At 54.2% G+C, this 23451-nt stretch carries 25 protein-coding genes; 13 read left to right on the top strand and 12 right to left on the bottom strand.

All coding sequences use genetic code 11. From position 1 onward, the window contains the following. Positions 1-3 precede the first annotated feature (3 nt). The 5 genes from IM300_RS19640 to IM300_RS19620 all read right to left on the bottom strand — a co-directional run bounded on the left by IM300_RS19640 (position 4) and on the right by IM300_RS19620 (position 4979). Positions 4-720: an ABC transporter ATP-binding protein gene (locus IM300_RS19640; RefSeq protein WP_063450159.1), complete on the bottom strand. Its 717-nt coding sequence runs from the start codon at positions 718-720 to the stop codon at positions 4-6. Next, complete coding sequence (locus tag IM300_RS19635; RefSeq protein WP_063868429.1) at positions 717-1592, bottom strand: ATP-binding cassette domain-containing protein; 876 nt, start codon at positions 1590-1592, stop codon at positions 717-719. The genes IM300_RS19640 and IM300_RS19635 overlap by 4 nt, the downstream gene beginning before the upstream one ends. Then, entirely contained in the window at positions 1589-2863 is a 1275-nt protein-coding gene (livM, locus tag IM300_RS19630) for a high-affinity branched-chain amino acid ABC transporter permease LivM (protein ID WP_112793133.1), read from the bottom strand. The genes IM300_RS19635 and livM overlap by 4 nt, the downstream gene beginning before the upstream one ends. An 11-nt stretch (positions 2864-2874) precedes the next feature. Further along, positions 2875-3789: a branched-chain amino acid ABC transporter permease LivH gene (locus IM300_RS19625; RefSeq protein ID WP_063450156.1), complete on the bottom strand. Its 915-nt coding sequence runs from the start codon at positions 3787-3789 to the stop codon at positions 2875-2877. Positions 3790-3857: 68 nt separating this feature from the next. Beyond that, positions 3858-4979 (bottom strand): branched-chain amino acid ABC transporter substrate-binding protein, encoded by a 1122-nt coding sequence (locus IM300_RS19620; RefSeq protein ID WP_063868432.1) that lies wholly within the window; start codon positions 4977-4979, stop codon positions 3858-3860. A 411-nt stretch (positions 4980-5390) separates the two neighbouring features. On the opposite strand from IM300_RS19620, the gene IM300_RS19615 reads away from it, so the two are divergent. Beyond that, a complete protein-coding gene (locus IM300_RS19615) occupies positions 5391-6059 on the top strand; it encodes a YecA family protein (protein WP_063868433.1) in 669 nt (222 codons plus the stop codon). A 28-nt stretch (positions 6060-6087) separates the two neighbouring features. Here IM300_RS19615 and tyrP read toward each other — a convergent pair whose 3' ends face one another. Then, positions 6088-7299 carry a tyrosine transporter TyrP gene (tyrP, locus tag IM300_RS19610; protein WP_112793132.1) on the bottom strand — a complete coding sequence of 404 codons (1212 nt, stop codon included), beginning with the start codon at positions 7297-7299 and terminating at the stop codon, positions 6088-6090. A 191-nt stretch (positions 7300-7490) separates the two neighbouring features. Here tyrP and IM300_RS19605 point away from each other — a divergent pair, with 191 nt between their 5' ends. Then, on the top strand, positions 7491-7727 hold the full coding sequence (locus tag IM300_RS19605; protein WP_107533287.1) for a YecH family metal-binding protein: 237 nt from the start codon (positions 7491-7493) through the stop codon (positions 7725-7727). A 37-nt stretch (positions 7728-7764) separates the two neighbouring features. Here the strand turns inward: IM300_RS19605 and ftnA are convergent, their stop codons facing one another. Together ftnA and yecR are read right to left on the bottom strand one after the other, a co-directional pair. After that, a complete protein-coding gene (ftnA, locus tag IM300_RS19600; RefSeq protein ID WP_003859676.1) occupies positions 7765-8262 on the bottom strand; it encodes a non-heme ferritin in 498 nt (165 codons plus the stop codon). A 200-nt stretch (positions 8263-8462) separates the two neighbouring features. Next, positions 8463-8801 (bottom strand): YecR family lipoprotein, encoded by a 339-nt coding sequence (gene yecR, locus IM300_RS19595; RefSeq protein WP_063450150.1) that lies wholly within the window; start codon positions 8799-8801, stop codon positions 8463-8465. A 245-nt stretch (positions 8802-9046) separates the two neighbouring features. On the opposite strand from yecR, the gene IM300_RS19590 reads away from it, so the two are divergent. Then, entirely contained in the window at positions 9047-9685 is a 639-nt protein-coding gene (locus IM300_RS19590; RefSeq protein WP_193037946.1) for an RpiB/LacA/LacB family sugar-phosphate isomerase, read from the top strand. 43 nt (positions 9686-9728) lie between these two features. Here IM300_RS19590 and IM300_RS19585 read toward each other — a convergent pair whose 3' ends face one another. Beyond that, positions 9729-11147, bottom strand: coding sequence for an MFS transporter (locus tag IM300_RS19585; RefSeq protein WP_193037938.1), 1419 nt, complete (start codon positions 11145-11147; stop codon positions 9729-9731). Between the two features lie 214 nt (positions 11148-11361). On the opposite strand from IM300_RS19585, the gene azuC reads away from it, so the two are divergent. Together azuC and IM300_RS19575 are read left to right on the top strand one after the other, a co-directional pair. Then, positions 11362-11445 carry a stress response protein AzuC gene (gene azuC / locus IM300_RS19580; protein ID WP_003859682.1) on the top strand — a complete coding sequence of 28 codons (84 nt, stop codon included), beginning with the start codon at positions 11362-11364 and terminating at the stop codon, positions 11443-11445. 106 nt (positions 11446-11551) lie between these two features. Further along, complete coding sequence (locus IM300_RS19575; protein WP_003859683.1) at positions 11552-11803, top strand: DUF2766 family protein; 252 nt, start codon at positions 11552-11554, stop codon at positions 11801-11803. A gap of 80 nt (positions 11804-11883) precedes the next feature. Here IM300_RS19575 and IM300_RS19570 read toward each other — a convergent pair whose 3' ends face one another. Both IM300_RS19570 and IM300_RS19565 read right to left on the bottom strand, forming a co-directional pair. Continuing rightward, a complete protein-coding gene (locus IM300_RS19570) occupies positions 11884-13227 on the bottom strand; it encodes an anaerobic C4-dicarboxylate transporter (protein WP_112793130.1) in 1344 nt (447 codons plus the stop codon). A gap of 141 nt (positions 13228-13368) precedes the next feature. Further along, on the bottom strand, positions 13369-13872 hold the full coding sequence (locus IM300_RS19565) for a non-heme ferritin-like protein (RefSeq protein ID WP_063868438.1): 504 nt from the start codon (positions 13870-13872) through the stop codon (positions 13369-13371). A gap of 504 nt (positions 13873-14376) precedes the next feature. Between IM300_RS19565 and IM300_RS19560 the strand changes: the two genes are divergently transcribed. The 6 genes from IM300_RS19560 (at position 14377) to otsA (ending at position 21177) form a co-directional block, all read left to right on the top strand. Then, a complete protein-coding gene (locus IM300_RS19560) occupies positions 14377-14934 on the top strand; it encodes a DJ-1/PfpI family protein (RefSeq protein ID WP_193037983.1) in 558 nt (185 codons plus the stop codon). Positions 14935-15250: 316 nt separating this feature from the next. Next, a complete protein-coding gene (araF, locus tag IM300_RS19555; RefSeq protein WP_193037936.1) occupies positions 15251-16240 on the top strand; it encodes an arabinose ABC transporter substrate-binding protein AraF in 990 nt (329 codons plus the stop codon). 71 nt (positions 16241-16311) lie between these two features. Beyond that, positions 16312-17826, top strand: coding sequence for an L-arabinose ABC transporter ATP-binding protein AraG (araG, locus tag IM300_RS19550; RefSeq protein ID WP_107533282.1), 1515 nt, complete (start codon positions 16312-16314; stop codon positions 17824-17826). Positions 17827-17840: 14 nt separating this feature from the next. Next, positions 17841-18821, top strand: coding sequence for an L-arabinose ABC transporter permease AraH (gene araH / locus IM300_RS19545; protein ID WP_063450143.1), 981 nt, complete (start codon positions 17841-17843; stop codon positions 18819-18821). 153 nt (positions 18822-18974) lie between these two features. Then, on the top strand, positions 18975-19778 hold the full coding sequence (otsB, locus tag IM300_RS19540) for a trehalose-phosphatase (protein ID WP_063868441.1): 804 nt from the start codon (positions 18975-18977) through the stop codon (positions 19776-19778). Continuing rightward, complete coding sequence (gene otsA, locus IM300_RS19535; protein ID WP_063868442.1) at positions 19753-21177, top strand: alpha,alpha-trehalose-phosphate synthase; 1425 nt, start codon at positions 19753-19755, stop codon at positions 21175-21177. Before otsB ends, otsA begins: the two co-directional genes overlap by 26 nt. Positions 21178-21192: 15 nt before the next feature. On the opposite strand, the gene uspC is transcribed toward otsA, so the two are convergent. After that, a complete protein-coding gene (uspC, locus tag IM300_RS19530) occupies positions 21193-21621 on the bottom strand; it encodes a universal stress protein UspC (RefSeq protein ID WP_063868443.1) in 429 nt (142 codons plus the stop codon). A 797-nt stretch (positions 21622-22418) separates the two neighbouring features. On the opposite strand from uspC, the gene flhD reads away from it, so the two are divergent. Together flhD and flhC are read left to right on the top strand one after the other, a co-directional pair. After that, positions 22419-22769, top strand: a complete 351-nt coding sequence (flhD, locus tag IM300_RS19525; RefSeq protein ID WP_003859693.1) for a flagellar transcriptional regulator FlhD — start codon at positions 22419-22421, stop codon at positions 22767-22769. Positions 22770-22771: 2 nt separating this feature from the next. Further along, positions 22772-23350, top strand: a complete 579-nt coding sequence (flhC, locus tag IM300_RS19520; protein ID WP_003859695.1) for a flagellar transcriptional regulator FlhC — start codon at positions 22772-22774, stop codon at positions 23348-23350. Positions 23351-23451: the final 101 nt, after the last annotated feature.

Below are 23451 nucleotides of genomic sequence, written 5' to 3'. Positions count from 1 at the left end.
GCTTCATACGCCACCCAGATACGCCTTTCTCACCTCCGGATCCCTCAGCAGCGCCTCGCCGCTGCCGCTCAACCGAATCTGCCCGTTAACCATCACATAGCCGCGATCGGACAACTTCAGGGCATGGTGCGCGTTCTGCTCTACCAGAAAAATCGTCATTCCGTTACGGGCAAGCTCGCGCAGCGTCTGGAAGATCTGTTTAACCACGATGGGCGCAAGGCCGAGACTGGGTTCATCCAGCAGCAGAAGTTTGGGGCGGCTCATCAACGCCCGGGCGATAGCCAGCATCTGCTGTTCGCCGCCGGAGAGCGTCATCGCCCGCTGGTTGCGTCGCTCCCTGAGGCGGGGAAACAGGTCAAACATGCTTTGCAGATCTGCCGCCGCATGGTGATTGCCGATGGGGATTGTCCCCATCAGCAGGTTCTCCTCTACAGACATATCCGGGAAAATGCGCCGCCCCTCCGGTGCCTGCGCGATGCCGCCGGTGGCCACGTAGTGGGTGGATTTTTGGCTGATATCCTCCCCGCAGAAGAGGATCTGCCCATTGCGGATCCGGGGCTGGCCAAAAACAGACATCAATAATGTGGATTTCCCCGCGCCGTTAGCGCCAATCAGGGCCACGGTTTCCCCTTTATTCACCTCCAGCGAAACCTGCTTCAACGCCTGGATCGCCCCGTAGAACACGTCCACATCATGAAACTGAAGCATCGGTTCGCTCACAGATTTACCTCGCTTTCGTCGGTGCCCAGGTACGCGGCAATCACCTTTTCGTTGTGCTGGATCTCGGCGGGTTTACCTCTGGCAATAACGTCGCCGTGATCGAGCACAATAATGTCGTCCGAAATGTCCATCACCATCCCCATATCATGCTCAATCAGCAATACCGTGATGTCGTGGTGGTCGCGCAGGAACCGAATGATATCGCTCAGCTTGTGCGTCTCTACCGGGTTCAGGCCGGCAGCGGGTTCATCAAGACAAATCATCTCCGGGCCGGTACACATGGCGCGGGCGATTTCGAGGCGTCGCTGCTGGCCATAGGACATTTCACCGGCCAGACGGTTCGCGCAATCCACCAGATCCACCACCTCCAGCCAGTAAAACGCCCGGTCCAGCGCATCGTTCTCTGCCCGACGATACGCAGGGGTGTTGAGTACCCCCGCCAGCAGGTTACGGTTGACGCGCATATGCTGTGCCACCAGCAGGTTTTCCACCACCGACATCTCGCGGAACAGGCGGATGTTCTGAAACGTGCGCGCAAGACCCGCGCGGTTCACCAGATGCGTGCCGCCAAACATCTTATAGAACAGGCGTTGACCAAGCTGCGCCGGGTTGAGCCAGTCGCCGGGCTGGAATTTCTGCCCGAGCACCTGAATGACGTTGGTGGTTTTATGCCGCGCATTGAACAGGATGTTGCCGCCGGAGGCCCGGTAGAAGCCGGTCAGGCAGTTAAAGACGGTCGTTTTCCCCGCGCCGTTAGGGCCTATCAGGGCGGTAATTGACCCGCGCTGCACCTCAAGATTGACGTCATTCAGGGCCTTGATCCCGCCGAAATGCATCATCAGATGTTCTACGCGCAAAATCGTTGCGTTCATGGCGCCACTCCTTTCCGTACGGCAAATCCGCTGCGGTTGATGCGGATCAGACCGCGAGGACGCCAGATCATCATCACCACCATCAGCATGCCAAAGAGCAACACGCGGTATTCCGCAAAGCTGCGCAGCAGTTCAGGCGTGACGGTCAGCACAAAGGCGGCCAGCACAACGCCCACGGTAGAACCCATCCCGCCCAGAACCACGATCGCGAGGATCAGGGCCGATTCAAAAAAGGTGAAAGAGGTGGGGTTAACAAATCCCTGATAGGTGGCAAAAAACACCCCGGCAATACCTGCCGTTGATGCGCCCAGGGTGAAGGCAGAAAGTTTGACCAGAACGTGGTTAAGCCCCATGGAACGGCAGGCAATCTCATCCTCACGGAGCGCTTCCCACGCCCGGCCAATGGGCATTCGGGTCAGCCGGTGTTTAATGTACAGGACCAGCATGACCACCAGAAAAAGCACGGCATAGATGAAGATAAACTTCATGTTGGGGTTATAGGTCAGGCCGAAAAACTCGTGGAAGGGTACGCCGCCTTCTTTGGCGCGTCGGCCAAACTCCAGGCCAAAAAAGGTCGGAGCAGGGGCCGAAACGCCGTTTGGCCCGCCGGTGAAGGTGAGCCAGTTGTTCAGCACCAGGCGGATGATCTCGCCGAACCCGAGCGTGACGATGGCGAGATAATCCCCGTGCATGCGCAGCACCGGAAAGCCGAGCAGGGCACCCGCGCCAGCGGCCATCAGCGCCGCCAGCGGCAGCATGCTCCAGAACCCGAGGCCCAGATACTGATACCCGAGCGCCAGGCCATAGGCGCCAATGGCGTAAAAGGCGACGTAACCCAGATCCAGCAGACCCGCGAGCCCGACGACGATGTTCAGCCCAAGGCCGAGCAGAACGTAGATCAGCCCGAGAATAGCGACCGTCAGCACGTATTTGGTGGCAACAAACGGGAAGCAGATCGCCAGCGCGATAATCAGCGGAAGGATCCAGCGCAGGCGGCTTTTATATTCCGGTGGCCGGACATACACCCCCGCATTGTCGGATTCAAACCGCGCCTGTAAACGCTTTCCGGCCGACGTGCCCGTGAAGGCGCTCAGCAAAAAGCGTCCCAGCATCACGGTGCCAACAATCCACGCCAGACGCTGGCCGTCAAAGTTAAAGCTGTAACCATCCAGTATGACGCCCGCAATCGGGCCGAAAATAATCAGGGCGATCATTCCGGAAAAAATTGCGTCCAGAATGCAGCGCTTCAGGGAAAAGCCGTCAGAGGTCATCGCGTTGTTCCTTACACTTTAGCCACGACAGGGCGGCCTAACAGCCCCTGAGGACGGAAGATCAGAATTAAGACCAGCAAACCAAACGAGAACACGTCTTTATAATCTGAGTTCACCATCCCGGAAAATTGCGCTTCTGCGACGCCCAGAATCAGCCCGCCGAGCATCGCCCCGGGCAGAGAGCCGATGCCGCCCAGCACCGCCGCCGTAAAGGCCTTAATGCCGATAACGAACCCGACGTAGAAATCAAAGGTGCCGTAATTCATGGTGATCAGCACGCCCGCTAGCCCGGCCATGGCTGCGCCGATAACAAACACCAGCGAAATAATTCTGTCGGTATTGATGCCCAGAATAGAGGCCATTTTGCGATCCTGCTGCACCGCACGACACATCCGCCCCAGGCGGGTACGGTTGATGATCCAGGTCAGCACCAGCATGCCCGCGAACGAGGCGATGAGAATAAAGACTTTGGTATAGGTTATCTGGACAAACCCTTCGCCCAGGTGGAAACGCAGCACGCCATCCAGCAGGGTGGGCACGCCCTGCTGACGCGGACCCTGACTGAGCTGGGCGTAGTTTTGCAGTATCAGCGACATCCCGATAGCCGAAATGAGCGGCGCCAGACGCGTCGAATTGCGTAGCGGCTTATAGGCGATGCGCTCGATCGTCCAGCCGTAAACCCCGGTGACCACGATGGTGAAAACCAGCGTCCCCAGGATCAGCAGCGGAAAGGACTGAAGTCCAAAAAACGCCAGCAGGGCCAGGCCAATGGCCGAGAGATAGGCGGAAATCATATACACTTCGCCGTGGGCGAAGTTAATCATACCGATGATGCCGTACACCATGGTATAGCCGATGGCGATAAGGCCGTAGACCGAACCCAGCGTTAAGCCATTGATTAACTGCTGTAGGAAGAATGTACTCATTGTCGCGCACCTGAATAAAGGGTTACGCCGACAGGCAGACCTGCCGGCGCAGAGCAGATTCCGTCCCGTTATGGCACTTCTTTATATTTGCCTTTGTCGTCCCACTGGTAGACCACGTAGTCAGACACCTTAAGGTCACCTTTGCTGTCCCAGGCTTTTTGACCCATGACCGTGTCGACAGGGTTGGCCTTCAGCCACTCGCTGGCTTTCGCTGAATCCGTGCCTTTTGTGGCCTTGAAAGCCGCCGCGATAGCCTGCACGGAAGCGTAGGCGTAGAGGGTATAGCCTTCTGGTTCAAATTTACCGGCGCGGAATTTATCAATCACGGCTTTTCCGTCGGGGATCATGCGCGGATCTTTACCGAACGTCATGTAAATACCGTTGGTGTATTGCGCTCCGCCGGCAGCGGTGACCATCTCTTCATTGACGATACAGTCTCCCGAGAAGAACTTCGCCTGCACGCCCTGCTCACGCATCTGGCGAACCAGCGGGCCCGCTTCCGGATGGCAGCCTCCGAAGAACACCACGTCCGGTTTTTGTGCGCCAATTTTGGTCACCAGGGCGTTAAAGTCTTTTTCCCCGCGCGATAATCCTTCGTACATCACATCCTTAACGCCGCGTTTCGCCAGTGCCGCCTTAGTGGCGTCCGCCAGCCCCTGACCGTAAGTGTCCTTATCGTGGATAATGACCACCCGTTTGGCCTTCAGCTTATCAAGAATAAAATCGCTGGCGACCTGGCCCTGCTGGTCGTCACGACCGCACATGCGGAACACATCGCTCATGCCGCGCTCGGTAATCAGCGGGTTCGTTGAGCCGGGAGTGATGGAGAGGATCCCGGCATCGCTATACACCTCGGAGGCGGGCATGGTCGACGAGGAGCAGAAGTGGCCGACGACCGCTTTCACCTTATCCTGATCGACTAAGCGGTTGGCGACGGCAACGGCCTGTTTGGGTTCGCAGGCGTCATCGCCCTGAACCAGTTTGATTTTCTCACCGTTGATCCCGCCTGCGGCGTTAATGTCTTCCGCCGCCTGCGTAGCGCCATGCCAGTACTGATCGCCGTAGGTTGCGTTCGGGCCGGTGAACGGCCCGGCCACGCCGATGACGATATCGGCCTGCGCGGAAAAGGCCGTTACCAGACAGCCGGCCAGCACCAGGGAGAGGGGAGTTTTGGTAAATTTCAGCGACATTATTATGTTCCTTAGCAAAGAGGTTTTTGCACCAGGTATAAACCCGAACGCCTGATGGCATTGTTAATCCAAAAACAAGAGCGAGAACAAAATGCACATTAGAAGCAATCTTCTGCTTAATACGGCGAGGATCCCACGCACCGTGAAGCGCGCAGAACATTAAGCAAAAAGGTTGCCAGAATGGTTAATCCCTTGACCGGGGCACAACATGATGAGTATAGAGTGCCGTTTTACGCCCCTTTGCGGGATAAGATGAATTTTCAGCGGAGATCACATCTCCTTAACATCAAAGCCCATAAGTTGTGCAACGGTCACGATTTGCACGTTTTTGCAGCAACAAAGACCTCAACTTCAGATAGGCACGGGCGGCGATATATGTCAGGATCGTTTTTTTTATCAGGAGTATCCGCAATGGCTGAAGGCCCATTAAATGAAAGCGAGATGGCGTGGCTGGAAGAGACGTTAATGTCTTACGGTCACGACGATGCATCCGTGATTGACGTGTCCGAACTGGACGGCATGCTTACCGCAGTACTTTCCGGTCCCGTTGTGGTGGAGCCCGACACCTGGCTGGTGGCGGTCTGGGGTGGTGAGAAGTATATTCCGCGCTGGAAAAACGATCGTGAGATGAACCGGTTTATCGATCTTTGCTTTAAGCACATGAACGATATTGCCGAGCGTCTGAGCGAATACCCGGATCAGTTTGAACCGCTGTTTGGCTATAACGATGTTGACGGTCAGAGCTACACCGTGGTGGAAGAGTGGTGCTATGGCTACATGCGCGGCGTGGCGCTGACGGACTGGTCATCCCTGCCGGAAGCGCTGGAAGCGGATCTGGCGGTGATTGCCCTGCACGGCACAGAAGAGAACAGCGAGAAGCTGGATGCACTGACCGAAGAGGAGTATATGGCCAGCATCGAGAGCATTCAGCCTGCGGCGCTGCGTTTGTATAACTACTGGGTCGCTAACCCGCAGCAGCCGGAAGCGAAAAAGCCAATAATCAACGGGGCGAAAGTGGGGCGTAACGACCCGTGCCCGTGCGGCAGCGGGAAGAAGTTTAAAAGCTGCTGCCTGCACTGAAAAAAGGGGCTATTCATAGCCCCTTTTTTTACCCCACTTCCGGCAGCATTCCCGCTGCAATCAGCACCTGCACCAGAATAATCACCACCCCACAACCAAACACCGCGCACAGCATTGGCGTACCGCCCGCCACTCGATACCCCTGCTGCGGATGCTGCTGGCGGCTTTTCCACGCCAGCAGGGAAGGCAACAGCAGGGCCAGAACCGATAACGCCACGCCGGCATACCCCAGCGCCATTACAAACCCGCGCGGGTAAAAGAGCGCGAAGGCCAGCGGCGGCAGGAAGGTCATCGCCCCCGTCTGTAAGCGTCCGGCAACGGTATTGCGACGCTGGAGCAGATCCGCCATATAGTCAAACAGGCCAAGCGCCACGCCGAGGAACGAGGTTGCCAGCGCCAGGTCTGCAAACAGATGTACCGCCAGCTCTACGTGTGAAGAGGCCACCACGTTACGCAGGGCAACCAGGAAACCATTCAGACCAGAATGCTCGGCCATCAGGCCAATAAAAGTGGTGGAATCGATGCTGCCCAGCGTCACCAGCTGCCAGAACAGATAGGCAATCAGCGGAATGGCGCTGCCGATGACAAAGACGCGGCGCAGCTTGCGTGTGTCGCCGTTCATATAGCTCACGATGCTCGGCACGCTGCCGTGAAAACCGAACGAGGTAAAAATCACCGGGATGGCCGAAAGCGCCAGGCCTTTTTCCATCGGCATCGTCAGCAGGTTGATCTTATGAACGTGCGGGGCCAGCAGCACCAGCATCACAACAAGGAAGAGAATTTTGGCGCTGAATAAAAAGCGGTTAAACAGATCGACCAGCGACGTGCCCGCACAAACCACGCCGCCACCGATTAGCGCAAAGACAATGGCGCCTGTTTCCGGTGAAACCGACGCCCCGAAGCCGTCATTGATACTTGACGCTATCAGTTCCCCGGCGCCGCTGATGTAAGCGGCAGTCAGCGCGTACATCAGGAACATCATGCTAAAACCGGTGATCCACTGCCCGTAGCGTCCAAGATAGCGTGCCGCCAGGGAGCCTAAGCCGGTATCGGCAGGGACGTGCTGATAAACCTCCAGCAACAGGAGCGCGGTGTAACACATCAGGGCCCACAACCCGCCCAGTAACAGTACCGTCACGCCAAATCCGACGCCGGCAGCCGCCAGCGGCATAGCCAACATTCCTGCGCCAATTGTCGTTCCGGCGACGATAAAAATACTTCCCAGAGTTCTGTTCTTCACGCTTTCCTCTACAACCCTTCGATACCGCGACTCATTCTGCGGCGCAGAGTAAGGGAAAAGCCCCATCTCGTCAAATCACCGTTACATAGGGTGTAATGATTAATTTACAAAAAGAAAAGGGGAACCTGCGCCAGCGCAAAGCGTGTCGTGGAGGGAGCGGTTAGTCTGCTTTTTATTTGCGAGAGGTAACCTTGTCAATTCACGGTCACGACGTGCTTAATATGATGATTGAGTCAGGTGAGCGCTATACTGAGCAGAGTCTGGTTGAGGCAATTCATGCCCGCTTTGGCGAAGCGGCGCGATTCCATACCTGTTCGGCTTCGGAGATGTCCGCCGCAGAGCTGGTGGCGTTTCTGGCGGCGCGCGGAAAATTCATTCCGGCAGAAGACGGCTTTTTTACGCACGAAAGTAAAATTTGCCGTCATTAAAATAAAACGGTGCTGAAAAGTCAGCACCGTTTTAATATTAATTCTGAGTATCGAGAGTCGACAGCTCTTTATCGATGAAGTACAGGCCTTCCCCGGATTTCCCCGCCAGCGATAATTTATCCAGCACGGATTTAAACAGCTTCTCTTCTTCGTGCTGTTCAGCCACATACCACTGAAGGAAATTAAAGGTTGGATAATCCTGGCTGGTCATAGCGGCATGAGCCAGTTCATTTATTTTCTGGGTGATCAGTTGTTCATGCTCGTACGTGGCGCGGAACAATTCATCCAGAGAGCCGTACTCGGCGAAAGGCGACGCCACGTTATCGATGCGCGGCAGGCTGCCGGTATCCGTCAGATAATCAAACAGACGCTGCATGTGCGTCATCTCTTCCTGAGCATGACGACGCAGGAAGGCGGCGGCCCCTTCAAAGCTGTGATAGCTGCACCAGGCGCTCATCTGCTGATAAAGCAGGGAAGAAAAAAGCTCAAGATTCATTTGCGCATTGAGCTTGTCGATCATTTCAGTTTTTAGCATGGTGCAGCTCCGGTTTATTATTTCTGGTTCACGATGAGCGACACTATAATTTGTTATTTAATTATTTGCAAAAAGTAAAATAAATATCTCTTTATTAAAAATACGAATGGGAATAAAACGCATTGCCGCTATTTATTTTTATTAATGCGAATTGTTTTTGTTCTTATTAAATAAACTGCCAGCGTGACTGGCAGTACCGGTTAATACCACGGATTCTGGCTGCCGGCGGTTACGGCATAACCCTGACATTTATACTGAATGGTCACGCTTTCATTCAGACAAAGCGAGCCGCTGATGAGCGTACAGGTTTTAATGGGCTGTCCGTAGGCTGACGCGGTGGCATAGCCCATGTTTTGACAGGCTTTTGTTGCCGTACCGTTATTGACATAGTCGTCAGACCAGGCGTTTTGCAGCATGGCCTGGCCATAGTCGAGGCGCACAATCCCGTTAGGGGCATCGGTGCTGCTTACTTCTGCCTCACGGTTGATGCTGCACCCGGCGAGCAGCAGGATCGTTCCGGCGATGATTACACTTTTCATGGTTCACTCTGCGTGACGGGAAATATGCCATTGTAACCAATGCGATGGGGCGCAATGGCTGGAATAGCCGGAGGATCTGACCCTTCACCGTGCAACGAGCCGGCCCCGCCTGCGAAATTGTGAGCGCATCTTTGTTTTTTAAAACAAGTTTTCACTTAATTTGAAAGTGCGTTTGTTTGATAGTAAGGTTAAGTGGAAAAGGTATCCACAGCGGGATCGCCCGCCATGCATTCAGGAGAGACGAGATGAAAATTGCACTGATGATGGAAAACAGCCAGGCCGCTAAAAATCCCATCATCCTTAATGAGCTGAAAGCCGTTGCTGATGAAAAAGGTTTCCCGGTCTATAACGTCGGTATGAGTGATGAGAACGATCATCATCTCACCTATATTCACCTGGGCATCATGGCGAGCATTCTGCTGAACGCGAAAGCCGTCGATTTTGTTGTTACCGGCTGCGGTACCGGGCAGGGCGCATTGATGTCCCTGAACATTCACCCGGGCGTCATTTGCGGCTACTGCATCGATCCTGCGGATGCTTTCCTGTTTGCACAAATCAACAACGGTAACGCGCTTTCTCTGCCATTTGCGAAGGGCTTTGGCTGGGGGGCAGAACTGAACGTCCGCTTTATCTTTGAAAAAGCCTTTACCGGACGCAATGGCGAAGGCTACCCGCCAGAGCGTAAAGATCCGCAGGTGCGGAACGCGGGGATCCTCAATCAGGTGAAAGCCGCCGTGGTGAAAGAAAACTATCTGGATACCCTGCGTGCAATCGATCCTGAGCTGGTTAAAACCGCCGTCTCGGGCCAGCGCTTCCAGCAGTGCTTCTTCGAAAACTGCCAGGACAAAGAGATCGAAGCCTTTGTGCGCGGTATTGTTGGCTAATTCCGTTGTGCCGGGCGGCGCATTGCCTGCCCGGCAAGAAGCCTTACTTTTTCGATGAGACCGCGCTGCCTGCATCTTTGGTCAGGCGCAGCGTGTCAAACATTCCCACCAGGCAGATTAGCGCGATCGCCACAAATGCCAGCCGGAAGCTCATTCCCGGCATGGCGGTAAGCCCCATCGCCTCGCTGACTGTTTCCCCGATACGAATACCAATTGCCCCGAGTGAGATCCCAAGCCCCACGGCAAGCTGCGTTGCGGTTGAAAATAACGTATTGGCGTAGCTCATCTGCGCCGGGGGCACATCCGCAAAGGCCAGCGTACTGACCGCCGTAAACTGAATTGAGCGGAAAACGCCGCCCAGATAGAGGATCAGCATCACGAGCCACACCGGGGTCTGCGGAGTGAGAAACGCGCAGGCCAGCAATGCCATCACATTCAGCGCACCGTTAATCAGCAAAAGCCGCTTAAACCCCAGGCCGCGGATCAGGGGCGTCGTCGCGGGTTTAATGGTGAGATTGCCAACGAAAACGGCCAGCACCAGCAGGCCCGAATGGAACGCATCCATGCCAAAGCCGACCTGAAACATCAGCGGTAGCAGGAACGGGACCGCGCTGATGGAGGCGCGAAACAGCGATCCGCCGTACAGGGTGACGCGAAACGTTGGCACCTGCATCGCATCGAGACCGATCATCGGCCAGGCTGCCCGTTTAAAATGACGCAGCGCCAGGCCCAACGCGACGAAACCGACGATGAATAGCGTGGCCGTTAATCCTGCCCGAAGAGGCTGTCTTCCCATCAACTCCATCGCGTACACCAGGCTTACCATGGCAAGGGTGGTGACAACAAAACCCGGCAAATCAAACGGCCGTCGCGTATCTTCATGCAGGTCAGGAATGATGCGCAGCGCCAGCAAAATGGCGATGAACCCCAGCGGCACGTTAATAAAGAAGATCCAGCGCCAGTCGGCATAGCTTGTGATGAACCCGCCCAGCGGCGGGCCGATGATTGGCGCAACCAGCGCAGGCCAGGTCAGGGTGGCAATTGCCGTGATGAGCTGGTGTTTTGGCGTTGTGCGTAACACGGCCAGGCGGCCAACGGGCACCATCAGCGCGCCGCCTATGCCCTGGAGCACGCGCATCGCCACGAACTGCTCAAGCGTGGTGGACAGGCCGCAAAATACCGAGGCCAGCGTGAAGATTGCCAGCGCGAGGGCGAACACTTTGCGTGCGCCGAAGCGGCCGGCAATCCAGCCGCTGGCGGGGATCAGCACGGCCAGGGTAATCAGATAGGCGCTGATACCAATATTCAGATCCACGGCCTGTACGCCAAAGCTCTTTGCCATATCCGGCAGCGCGGTGGCAATCACCGTCCCGTCCAGAAACTCCATAAAGAAAGCACCGGCCACCAGCAGCGCCGCAGGCGAGAGTCCACGGCCCTCTTTGCCGGTTAGGTTTTCACTCATTCTCTTCCTGCCCGTTCAAAAAATTTTATAAAAATTTACTGGAATTTATAAGTCTGTAAGATGCGGATTTATCATGGCTTTTTTTAACAAACCAGCAGCACTGTGGGGTTAGTAACCGTGATGTAGGTCACAAAACGGTTGATTTTTGTGATGATGGTCATATTATAAGCGTATTGACAATAACACCTGCATAACACGTTACTGGAGCAACATAATGAAACTGCGCAAAATCCTGAAAAGCATGTGGGCGAACTACTGCACGACGTTCAAAGACGTCCCACCGGGTGCGATGTTCTGATAAAAAAACCTGCTTCGGCAGGTTTTTTTATGTCTGCGAACGACGAGAGGAAGATAGAAGGGCGTCTGTTTTGCTACTATGGCGGCCTTTCAATAAGGAGAAACCCATGTCACAAAACCTGAGCGCCGATCAGGAACTGGTATCTGACGTCGTCGCCTGCCAGCTGGTTATCAAACAAATCCTTGATGTGATTGACGTTATCGCGCCGGTAGAAGTGCGCGAAAAGATGTCGACCCAACTGAAAAACATCGATTTCACCAACCATCCTGCCGCGGCGGATCCGGTTACGCTCCGCGCGATCCAGAAAGCGATCGCGCTGATTGAACTCCGCTTCACGCCGCAGGGTGAGTCACACTAAAATAAACCGATGTTTTAAAATTAGAAACTGTTTTCTGATTTTGCGTTGAAGGGCGACAGAGCCTGTCGCCCTCAGAAGGGTCAGAAGAACGTCTGCACCAGCAGATAGCTCACCACGCAGGCGCAGCTGACGCCAATCAGCCCCGGCAGAATAAAGCTGTGGTTAATGATGAATTTGCCGATGCGGGTGGTGCCGGAGCGATCGAATCCGATACAGGCCAGATCGCTCGGATAAGTGGGCAGCACAAAGTAGCCGTATGACGCCGGGAAGAAAGCAACCAGCATTTTCGGATCGATGCCCAGCATCAACCCCATCGGGGCGACGGCGGTCAAGGCTGCGGCCTGGCTGTTGACCAGTTTTGAGACCAGAAACAGCACGATGGCATACGTCCAGGGATGGCTCTTCACGACACCCTCCAGCGCCATTTTCAGCTCGTCGAGATGCGCCTGAAAAAAGGTATCGCTCATCCACGCCACGCCAAACACCGAGAAGATGGCGACCATCCCCGCCTTAAACACCGCCCCGTTTGAAATTGCCGATGCATTGACCTTGCAGGTCATCAGCATGACGGCCCCGGCGATCAACATCATCATTTGAATGACAAGATTCATCGACAGAGCCGTCATTTTACCTTTTATCTCAAAGGCCGGGCGTAGCGCTGGCACTGCCCCCAGCAGCACCACAACGGCAATACCGGCGAAGAAAATCCACGTTGACCAGTAGGCCTGTTTCGGGAAACGCTGATCCATCAGCGTCTCCGTTCCCCCGTAGATAAACTCCCGCTGTTTCGGATCTCTCAGCTTTTCCTGAAACTCAGGATCGTCTGCCAGGTTCTTCCCGCGGCGTAAACTCCACAGCGCGGCGATGGCAACGCCACACAGCGAGGCCGGTACGGAGACGGCCAGGATTTCGAGGATCCCCCACGCGTGGCCGATGCCGTGTTGCGCACCCAGAATGGACACCAGCGACACGACGGCCACGGAAACGGGGGAGGCGGTGATCGCCATCTGAGATGCTACCGAGGCCACTGCCATTGGTCGTTCCGGACGTATGCCTTTTTTCAGGGCAATATCCGCGATAATGGGAAACATGGTGTAAACGACGTGGCCGGTCCCGCAGAGAAAGGTCAACGTCCAGGTGGTAAATGGCGCGAGAAGGGTGATGTGCTGGGGATGTTTACGCAGCAGACGCTCCGCGAACTGCATCATCACGTTCAGGCCACCCGCAGTCTGTAGCGTGGCCGCGCAGCCGATGACCGCAAGGATCGTGAGCATCACGTCAACCGGGGGTTTACCGGGTTGCAGACCAAAGACAAAACTCAAAATAAACAGGCCGATGCCGCTTATCAGCCCCAGGCCCATACCGCCGAAGCGTGTGCCTATCAGCAGGCAGAGGATAATGACAATAAACTCAATGGTGATCATGATGCTCCCTCGTCAATGAATGTAATTAAACAAATCATTACACGATGTGTGGTTATTCATTGGGAGCGAGATCTGATTTGTTAAATGTCAGTAAAAGCAGGGAGTTGGTACCCGCTCCCTGACGGGAGCGGGTGAAAGGGATTAGTGGTGCTGAACGGTGGCAATGTCGAGAAGATGGCGGTCCGTCTGCTCCAGACAAATACCCGCGCGCTTCGCGTTGCGGATTTCATCTGCGAGCGTTTTCAGCAGCATGCCATCCTGCTGCTGCTCTCTGTCCATATCACGTAAAAACCTGAAGGTCGTGATGTCCTGTTGTGCTTTGGCTTCATCAGCCAGCTTGCTCAGTGTCGCACAGCGCTGCTCATACTCTTCGAGCGTTTTCTGGAACAGTTCTTCCAGAGAAGAGTAATTATCTTCAATCGTTTCAAGCTCTTTTACGGTGGGGTTTGCCCCGACGGCTTTTAAAAAGTTAAAGACACGCATCATGTGCGTGACGTTACTTTGCGCCTGAGTACGAAAGAAGGTGGCAGTGCCGTTGAGGCTTTTTCTGGAACACCACGCGCTCAAATGCAGATGCAGATTTGAAGCGTAAAACTCCAGGTTCATCTGGGCATTCAGTTTTTGCATCATCGTTTGGGTAGTCATACTCATATCCTTATTGACTGTGGGACTTGATGTCCGCTACTTAACCTGACCCGGCAGGTATTGACGATTGAATGGCAGAAAAAGATTTCTGCAAGGTAAAGAAACTCGAAAATTCACTTCCTGTGTTCGATTTAAATAAGCATACGCTTCTCTTTGAATTAAGAAAACTCTTAATTGGGCTGTGTTTACCATACATTACAAATTTAAATATAGCGCAGAATAGAAAACAGGCGATAAGTCGGATTGTTTTATAATTATATGATTTTATTGATTTAAAAAAGAATAAAGCTCATTTTTATCGTTTCAGGAAACCTTCTTTGGCGGGAAATTCTGCGAAAGTGTTAAATGAGAAATAATATCTGCAAATATATCCTGCTGTAGGAAATTTGAGCTAAATCAATTTTACCGCAATATACGGTTCTGTGATCGCGTCGCAAGATTGTCATCTGACATGGTGTAAAAATGAAACAATGTTTTATATCGTTTCATCCGTTGAGGTTTATGATGACTAAAGTTGCGGTGCTGTTGGCACCAGGTTTTGAAGAAGCAGAAGCGATTATCACTATTGATATTCTGCGCCGCTTGCAGATTGAGGTGGAAACGCTGGCCTGCACGGAGTCCCGTGCGGTAGTGAGTTACCACAACATTCCCATGGTGGCCGACAGTACGCTAACGGAGCGCAGTGAGACGCTTTATGACGCGGTGGTGTTACCCGGCGGGCCGCAGGGAAGCGCCAGCCTCGCGGCTAACCGCGAGGTGATACGCTTTATTTCCGCGCACGACGAGCGCGGCAAGCTTATCTGCCCCATCTGCTCTGCGGCAGCGCGGATTCTGGGCGGCAACGGGTTGCTCAAGGGGCGCCGCTACGTCTGTTCCGGCGATCTTTGGGAAACCGTTAATGACGGGGTTTATGTGGATGCGCCGGTCGTAGAAGATAACAACCTTATCAGCGGTAAGGGCCTGGGACACGCTTTTGACTTTGCGCTGACGCTCTCTGCTCGTCTGTTGGGCGACGATGCCCCCGTTCGCGATCATGCGGAACACATCTATTATCCCTGGTAATTTCTCTGCCGGGCGCTCAGGCGTCCGGATGACAGGGACGTCTTAGCTGACCTTATGGATAATTCTGCTTAATGCCTTCCCATTTGTAGGATAATTACGGCCTTTTTTATGTCATTTTTCGCTGAATTTATGTACGCAATTACTGTAATTCTGCGGTGTGATGGCGCTCTCTTATGGATGATTAATTTCCCGCTAAAACTATCTCCAGCAATAACGCTTATGACGAGGTAAGCGCTAATGCCTTGTTTTAAGTCCGATTAAATAAGCTGTTCGCCATTATTCCCTACAGATAAGAATACTTAAGCTGGAGTTTACCATGCACAAATTTACTAAAGCCCTGGCGGCCATCGGCCTGGCTGCCGTTATGTCACAATCCGCTATCGCTGAAAATTTAAAGCTCGGTTTTCTGGTCAAACAGCCTGAAGAACCGTGGTTCCAGACCGAATGGAAATTTGCTGATAAAGCCGGGAAAGATTTGGGATTTGAGGTGATTAAAATCGCCGTGCCTGACGGCGAGAAAACGCTGAACGCCATCGATAGCCTGGCGGCCAGCGGCGCGAAAGGGTTCGTTATCTGTACCCCGGACCCAAAACTGGGTTCGGCTATTGCCGCGAAAGCGCGCGGTTACGATATGAAAGTCATTGCCGTGGACGACCAGTTCGTGAATGCCAAAGGCAAACCGATGGATACCGTTCCGCTGGTGATGATGGCGGCCACCAAAATCGGTGAGCGTCAGGGTCAGGAGCTCTATAAAGAGATGCAAAAACGCGGCTGGGATGTGAAAGAGACCGCCGTAATGGCCATTACCGCTGACGAGCTGGATACCGCCCGTCGTCGTACCACGGGCTCCATGGACGCGCTGAAGGCGGCCGGCTTCCCGGAAAAACAGATCTACAAAGTGCCGACCAAATCCAATGATATCCCGGGCGCCTTTGATGCGGCGAACTCCATGCTCGTCCAGCATCCGGAGGTGAAACACTGGCTGGTGGTGGGCATGAACGACAACACCGTGCTGGGCGGCGTGCGTGCAACGGAAGGTCAGGGCTTTAAGGCACCGGACGTGATTGGGATCGGCATTAACGGCGTTGACGCCGTGAGCGAACTGTCTAAAGCGCAGGCAACCGGCTTCTACGGCTCCCTGCTGCCAAGCCCGGATGTCCACGGCTATAAATCCAGTGAAATGCTCTACAACTGGGTGACCAAAAGGGTTGAGCCGCCGAAATTCACCGAAGTAACCGACGTGGTGCTGATCACCCGCGATAACTTCAAAGAGGAGCTGGCGAAAAAAGGACTGGGCGGTAAGTAATACGCTGTGATTGCGCCCCTCACTCGCCGTGAGGGGCCAGACGTACACACTACAGGAATCACGGAGTCGTTATGCAACAGTCTGATCCGTATCTCTCTTTCCGCGGCATCGGGAAAACGTTCCCCGGCGTAAACGCGCTGACCGATATCAGCTTCGACTGCTATGCCGGCCAGGTTCACGCCCTGATGGGGGAGAACGGTGCGGGAAAATCTACGCTGCTAAAAATCCTCAGCGGCAACTACACGCCCACTACCGGTACGCTGGCCATTCGCGGCGAAGAGGTGGCCTTTGCCGACACCACGGCCGCGCTAAACGCGGGTGTCGCCATCATCTATCAGGAGCTGCATCTTATTCCTGAGATGACCGTGGCGGAGAACATCTATCTGGGCCAGCTTCCGCATAAAAGCGGCGTGGTCAACCGCTCGCTGCTCAACTATGAAGCGGGCTTACAGCTTAAGCACCTTGGGCTGGATGTCGATCCGCAAACACCCCTTAAGTATCTCTCCATCGGCCAGTGGCAGATGGTGGAAATTGCCAAAGCGCTGGCGCGTAACGCCAAAATCATCGCTTTCGATGAGCCAACCAGCTCGCTCTCTGCGCGCGAAATAGAAAATCTCTTTCGCGTGATCCGCGAACTGCGCAAAGAGGGCCGCATTATTCTGTACGTTTCTCACCGTATGGAAGAGATTTTTGCCTTAAGCGATGCCATCACGGTGTTTAAGGATGGCCGCTACGTGCGCACCTTTACCGATATGGAGCAGGTCAATCATGACCAGCTGGTGCAGGCGATGGTCGGACGCGATCTGGGTGATATCTACCACTGGAAACCGCGCGAATACGGCCCGGAGCGTCTGCGTCTGGATAACGTTAAAGCCCCCGGCGTTCGCACGCCCATCTCACTCTCGGTGCGCAGCGGTGAAATCGTCGGGCTGTTTGGCCTGGTGGGGGCAGGGCGCAGCGAGCTGATGAAAGGGCTGTTTGGCGGTACGCGCATCACTCAGGGCCAGGTCTTCGTCGACGGGAAAAAGGTGGATATTCAGAAGCCTGCCCAGGCGATTAATGCGGGCATCATGCTCTGCCCGGAGGATCGAAAGGCCGAAGGCATCATTCCGGTACATTCGGTGCGCGACAACATCAACATCTCTGCCCGGCGCAAGTTCATCCGTGCGGGGTGCCTGATTAACGATGGCTGGGAGGCGAGCAACGCGGATCACCATATCCGTTCGCTGAACATCAAAACCCCCGGTGCTGAACAGCTGATCATGAACCTGTCCGGCGGCAATCAGCAGAAAGCGATTCTGGGCCGCTGGCTGTCGGAAGACATGAAGGTCATTTTGCTCGACGAGCCGACGCGCGGCATCGACGTCGGGGCGAAACACGAAATTTATAACGTCATCTATGAGCTGGCAAAACGCGGCGTGGCGGTGCTGTTCGCCTCCAGCGATCTGCCCGAAGTGCTCGGCGTTGCCGACCGTATCGTTGTGATGCGCGAAGGCGAAATTGCCGGTGAATTGTTGCATGAACAGGCGAATGAACAACAGGCGTTGAGTCTCGCCATGCCTAAAGTTAGCCAGGCTGTCGCCTGAGTAAGGAGTCAATGATGTCCTCTGTTACTACATCCGGAGCGCCGAAGTCGGCCTTCAGCGTTGGCCGCATCTGGGACCAGTACGGCATGCTGGTGGTTTTTGCCGCCCTGTTCGTTGCGTGCGCGATTTTTGTGCCAAACTTCGCGACCTTCATCAACATGAAGGGGCTGGGGCTGGCGATCTCCATGTCCGGCATGGTGGCCTGCGGAATGCTGTTCTGTCTGGCCTCCGGCGATTTTGACCTGTCGGTCGCCTCGGTGATTGCCTGTGCCGGCGTCACCACCGCCGTGGTCATCAACATGACCGAAAGCCTGTGGATCGGCGTATTTGCCGGGCTGATGCTCGGCGTGCTGAGCGGCCTGGTGAACGGCTTCGTGATTGCGCGCCTGAAGATTAACGCCCTGATCACGACGCTGGCGACCATGCAAATCGTGCGCGGTCTGGCCTATATCATCTCTGACGGTAAGGCGGTAGGGATTGAAGACGAGCGCTTCTTCACGCTGGGCTATGCCAACTGGCTGGGCCTGCCCGCGCCTATCTGGCTGACGGTCGCCTGTCTGATCCTGTTCGGTTTCCTGCTTAACCGTACGACCTTTGGCCGTAATACCCTGGCAATTGGCGGTAATGAGGAAGCGGCGCGCCTGGCGGGGGTGCCGGTTGTGCGTACCAAGATCATTATCTTCGTGCTTTCCGGGCTGGTATCGGCGGCGGCGGGGATTATTCTGGCGTCGCGCATGACCAGCGGCCAGCCAATGACCTCTATCGGCTATGAGCTGATTGTCATTTCAGCCTGCGTTTTGGGGGGCGTTTCCCTCAAGGGCGGCATCGGAAAAATCTCATATGTGGTGGCGGGGATCCTGATTCTGGGGACCGTGGAGAACGCCATGAACCTGCTTAATATTTCTCCGTTCTCTCAGTACGTCGTGCGCGGCCTGATCCTGCTGGCAGCGGTGATATTCGACCGTTACAAGCAAAAAGCGAAGCGTACCGTCTGATTTATTTTTAGCCACCAATATGCTCAACTATTAACCATAGTTGACCCCCTGACCGGCCCGCCAGTTTTGCTGACGGGCCGGTTGCTAAATGGCGAGCAGCGTCACACTGTCTATACTTACATGGCTGTTTTGCTAACCGTAAGGAGGATTAGGGTGGCTGACTTGTTAACCGCACCGCCTGTACTGCCCGGAAAATTTGCTTTCTTTTTTGACCTCGACGGGACGCTCGCCGGGATTGAACCGCATCCTGATGACGTCGTTGTACCGGATACGGTGTTAGAGAATTTGCAGCAGCTCTCACGACAGAACGAGGGGGCACTGGCATTGATTTCAGGGCGCTCAATGGCCGAGCTGGACGTGCTCGCCAGTCCTTATCACTTTCCGCTGGCCGGTGTACACGGAGCGGAGCGCCGCGACATCCATGATCAACTGCACATAGTTTCACTCCCCGATACGCTGATTCAGGCGCTGCATGCGCAACTCTCTTCGGCACTGGAACTGCTTCCTGGTACGGAACTGGAAGCCAAAGGCATGGCCTTTGCGCTGCACTACCGTCAGGCACCCCACCATGAGTCGGCGATCTTTGCGCTGGCAAGAAGCGTGGCGGAAGCCCATCCGGAGCTGGCCTTACAGCCGGGTAAATGTGTGGTTGAGATTAAACCGGCAGGCATTAATAAAGGCGCTGCCATTGCAGCGTTTATGGCGGAAGCACCGTTCAAAGGGCGTACGCCTGTATTTTTTGGGGATGACCTGACCGATGAGGCCGGGTTCAGCGTGGTAAACCAGGCCGAGGGCATGTCTGTCAAGGTCGGGCCTGGTGAAACCGTTGCCGGATGGCGTCTGGAAAATGTCGCCAGCGTCTGGCAGTGGATATCTGACGTCGCTAACCAGCAACAACAACAAATAGCGCAAAACAACGGGAGAAATCATTATGGGTCGCTTAGTCGTCGTCTCTAATCGCATCGCACCGCCGGATGATAAAAAAGCCAGTGCTGGTGGACTGGCGGTCGGGGTATTAGGTGCCCTCAAAGCTGCGGGTGGTCTCTGGTTTGGCTGGAGCGGTGAAATCAGTAATGATGAAAAACCGCTAAACAAGGTGTCGCGGGGCAATATCACGTGGGCCTCTTTCGCCCTCAGCGAAAAGGACTACGATGAATATTATTCCGAGTTCTCGAACGCCGTGCTGTGGCCTGCGTTCCACTATCGTCTGGACCTGGTGAAGTTCCAGCGTGAATCGTATGAAGGCTATATGCGCGTCAACGCGCTGCTGGCAGATAAACTGCTGCCGCTGATCGAAGAAGACGATATTTTATGGATCCACGATTATCACCTGCTGCCCTTCGCCAGGGAGCTGCGTAAACGTGGCGTGAAGAACCGCATCGGCTTCTTCCTGCATATTCCCTTCCCGACTCCGGAGATTTTTACGGCGCTGCCGCAACATGAAGAGATCCTGGAGGCGCTGTCCGATTACGACCTGCTCGGGTTCCAGACGGAAAACGACAGGCTGGCCTTCCTCGACAGCGTGTCGGGTAAAACGCGGCTTGTCACTCACGGCGGAAAATCTCACACCGCGTGGGGGCGAAATTTCCATACCGAAGTCTACCCGATTGGTATTGAGCCTGACGAAATCGCCGAGCAGGCCTCCGGCCCGCTGCCGCCGAAGCTTGCGCAGCTTAAGAATGAACTTAAGCACGTTAAGAACATCTTCTCGGTCGAGCGCCTGGATTACTCCAAAGGGTTGCCGGAACGATTCCTTGCTTACGAAACCCTGCTGGATAAATTCCCGCAGCATCACGGCAAGATCCGCTATACACAGATAGCGCCAACCTCGCGCGGTGAGGTTCAGGCCTATCAGGATATTCGTCACCAGCTGGAGACCGAGGCAGGGCGCATCAACGGACGTTACGGCCAGCTCGGCTGGACACCGCTTTTCTATCTGAATCAGCACTTTGAGCGCAAAATCCTGATGAAGGTGTTCCGCTATGCTGACGTCGGCCTGGTCACGCCGCTGCGCGACGGGATGAATCTGGTGGCAAAAGAGTATGTTGCAGCACAAGATCCTGCTGACCCTGGGGTGCTGGTGCTGTCACAATTTGCCGGTGCGGCAAACGAGTTAACCTCAGCGTTGATTGTGAACCCTTACGATCGCGATGACGTGGCCAATGCCCTGAACCGCGCGTTAACCATGCCGCTTGCGGAGCGTATTTCGCGTCATTCGGAAATGATGGAGACCATCGTTAAGAATGATATCGACCGCTGGCAGGCGCGTTTTATTGACGATTTGCGCGCGATCCAGCCGCAGAGTCAGGAAGGTGACCTGCAAAAAAAGATCGCGACATTCCCTAAACTCGCCTGATTTTCTCCGGGGGCATTAATTGCCCCCGAGAGGCACCAGCAGTACATCAACACGGCTTGATGAAACAATGGATTTTGCCGAGCAAGCCGCACGAGAAAAAAAGCTCTGGTTATGATTCCCGCAAATCACCAGGTCAATATTCTCTTTCTGGCACATGTCGAGAATATGCGCGCTTAATTCACCCGTCGCGATGACGGTCTGATGAATCGGATAGTCTGCCTTCTGTGCCAGCTCTCGCAGAAATTGCTGCGTTTCCTCCTGCAACACCTCACGAATATCCTCCAGCATCGGCGCAGCCAGCTGATTATACATTTCGGGTTCGGCGGCCAGCGTGATCAGGCTGATGCGGGCGTTTGCGGGGCGGGCGATGGACACGGCTCGGGCGACAAGCTGATGGCTTTCGGGAGAAACAGCAACGGAAACAAGCAGATGGGAGTAACTCATCACGCACTCCTTTGATGTCAGAATGACAAGTTTCCCCAGCTTTACCGCGAAACTGACGTTACTGCAAGAGGTGAATGCGTCATTAGTGTGAAGCTTATCATAATTATTCATTAATTATTCTTATAAGAAGAATAACTGAAAAGTTGGGCTAAATGAAAATAATTAACAACTTAACGTAAATCACACATTTAAGCTTCCGGGCGGTTTACCCGGCTTAACGCAACGTCAACCCGACGAAGATCGTTACGCAACGAAACTGTTTTTTTGGTTGCCAACGTTAACTTGCTGTTTTTACTTTATTAATTAAATGTCGTTTCAGCGTGACGTTTTCCCCATAGCAGGTTATCGCGAATTTGCCCTGTTCTCGCCTATCCCAGGCCCAATTTTCCTGTCCGGATGCATGAGTATTCGTTGCTTAAGAATATAAACAAGCTTCGGTTGGGTGAAAAACACCCAAATTACAAGTCACGCTGATGGATTTATGGGTTACATTCGCGTAAATTATGTGACGTAGATCACATTTTTTTTAAATTCCAGGGGGGGCTGCATTGTATGTGTCAAAACTGACGAGTAGAGTTTGCGTCGAATTAGGAAAAATCTTAGTTATTTGTAAGAAAAGATAAAATGTGTAACCGACATTTTGGCCATGTTAGCCGGTCACGCGCTTTACGACGTACAAACCTAAATTCAACTATGCATTTGGCCTTTTCTTTTTTATACCGGGTGATTTCCCGGCGACATCACGGGGTGCGGTCTTTCCGCATAAAAATAATAGTTGGTTATTCGGGATGGGAAAAATGCATACATCCGAGTTGCTAAAACATATTTACGACATCAATTTGTCGTATTTATTGCTCGCGCAGCGTTTGATTAGTCAGGACAAACCGTCAGCGATGTTTCGTCTGGGTGTTAACGAAGAGATGGCAACCATGCTGGGTGGGTTAACGCTTCCGCAAATGGTCAAGCTGGCGGAAACTAACCAACTTGTCTGTCAGTTCCGTTTTGATAACCCCCAGACCATTACGCGTCTGACTCAGGAATCCCGCGTGGACGATCTGCAACAGATCCACACCGGTATTCTTCTCTCCACCCGCCTGCTCAACGAAATCAGCCAGCCTGATGACGTAGCCCGGAAGAAAAGGGCTTAACAATGAGCGAAAAAAGCATTGTTCAGGAAGCCCGTGACATACAGCTGGCGATGGAGCTGATCACGCTGGGCGCGCGTTTACAGATGCTGGAAAGCGAGACGCAGCTGAGCCGTGGACGTTTGATCAAGCTGTACAAAGAGTTACGTGGAAGCCCGCCGCCGAAAGGCATGCTGCCGTTTTCAACGGACTGGTTCATGACCTGGGAACAGAATATCCACGCTTCCATGTTCTGCAACGCCTGGCAGTACCTGCTGAAAACGGGCTTATGCAGCGGCGTTGACGCCGTGATCAAAGCCTACAAACTTTACCTTGAGCAATGCCCGCAGCAGGAAGAGGGTCCTCTGCTGGCGCTGACGCGCGCCTGGACGCTGGTGCGTTTTGTTGAAAGCGGAATGCTTGAATTGTCGCGCTGCAACTGCTGTGACGGCAATTTTATTACCCACGCGCACCAGCCTGCGGGCAGCTTCGCCTGTAGTTTGTGCCAGCCTCCATCCCGAGCCGTAAAAAGACGTAAACTTTCCCGGGATGCTGCCGATATTATTCCACAACTGCTGGATGAACAGATCGAACACGCTGTTTAACCCGAACCTGTGGGCAAGATTCCAGCAGCGGTAAGCCATTACCGCTGCTTTTTTTTACCCTGCGTTCCGGTCATGCGCTCGAGATGAACGTCCTGCCATAG

The sequence above is a fragment of the Enterobacter cloacae complex sp. I2 genome, assembly GCF_014896205.1.
In the GTDB taxonomy this organism is placed as follows: domain Bacteria; phylum Pseudomonadota; class Gammaproteobacteria; order Enterobacterales; family Enterobacteriaceae; genus Enterobacter; species Enterobacter quasihormaechei.
This window is presented reverse-complemented; position numbering and strand designations above follow the sequence as displayed.

Bases quoted from the DNA above. Each gene is read 5' to 3' on its own strand.
- IM300_RS19635 (WP_063868429.1), bottom strand. From the start codon at position 1,592: ATGAACGCAACGATTTTGCGCGTAGAACATCTGATGATGCATTTCGGC.
- livM (WP_112793133.1), bottom strand. From the start codon at position 2,863: ATGACCTCTGACGGCTTTTCCCTGAAGCGCTGCATTCTGGACGCAATT.
- IM300_RS19625 (WP_063450156.1), bottom strand. From the start codon at position 3,789: ATGAGTACATTCTTCCTACAGCAGTTAATCAATGGCTTAACGCTGGGT.
- IM300_RS19620 (WP_063868432.1), bottom strand. From the start codon at position 4,979: ATGTCGCTGAAATTTACCAAAACTCCCCTCTCCCTGGTGCTGGCCGGC.
- IM300_RS19615 (WP_063868433.1), top strand. From the start codon at position 5,391: ATGGCTGAAGGCCCATTAAATGAAAGCGAGATGGCGTGGCTGGAAGAG.
- ftnA (WP_003859676.1), bottom strand. From the start codon at position 8,262: ATGCTAAAAACTGAAATGATCGACAAGCTCAATGCGCAAATGAATCTT.
- yecR (WP_063450150.1), bottom strand. From the start codon at position 8,801: ATGAAAAGTGTAATCATCGCCGGAACGATCCTGCTGCTCGCCGGGTGC.
- IM300_RS19590 (WP_193037946.1), top strand. From the start codon at position 9,047: ATGAAAATTGCACTGATGATGGAAAACAGCCAGGCCGCTAAAAATCCC.
- IM300_RS19585 (WP_193037938.1), bottom strand. From the start codon at position 11,147: ATGAGTGAAAACCTAACCGGCAAAGAGGGCCGTGGACTCTCGCCTGCG.
- azuC (WP_003859682.1), top strand. From the start codon at position 11,362: ATGAAACTGCGCAAAATCCTGAAAAGCATGTGGGCGAACTACTGCACG.
- IM300_RS19575 (WP_003859683.1), top strand. From the start codon at position 11,552: ATGTCACAAAACCTGAGCGCCGATCAGGAACTGGTATCTGACGTCGTC.
- IM300_RS19570 (WP_112793130.1), bottom strand. From the start codon at position 13,227: ATGATCACCATTGAGTTTATTGTCATTATCCTCTGCCTGCTGATAGGC.
- IM300_RS19565 (WP_063868438.1), bottom strand. From the start codon at position 13,872: ATGACTACCCAAACGATGATGCAAAAACTGAATGCCCAGATGAACCTG.
- IM300_RS19560 (WP_193037983.1), top strand. From the start codon at position 14,377: ATGACTAAAGTTGCGGTGCTGTTGGCACCAGGTTTTGAAGAAGCAGAA.
- araF (WP_193037936.1), top strand. From the start codon at position 15,251: ATGCACAAATTTACTAAAGCCCTGGCGGCCATCGGCCTGGCTGCCGTT.
- araG (WP_107533282.1), top strand. From the start codon at position 16,312: ATGCAACAGTCTGATCCGTATCTCTCTTTCCGCGGCATCGGGAAAACG.
- araH (WP_063450143.1), top strand. From the start codon at position 17,841: ATGTCCTCTGTTACTACATCCGGAGCGCCGAAGTCGGCCTTCAGCGTT.
- otsA (WP_063868442.1), top strand. From the start codon at position 19,753: ATGGGTCGCTTAGTCGTCGTCTCTAATCGCATCGCACCGCCGGATGAT.
- uspC (WP_063868443.1), bottom strand. From the start codon at position 21,621: ATGAGTTACTCCCATCTGCTTGTTTCCGTTGCTGTTTCTCCCGAAAGC.
- flhD (WP_003859693.1), top strand. From the start codon at position 22,419: ATGCATACATCCGAGTTGCTAAAACATATTTACGACATCAATTTGTCG.
- flhC (WP_003859695.1), top strand. From the start codon at position 22,772: ATGAGCGAAAAAAGCATTGTTCAGGAAGCCCGTGACATACAGCTGGCG.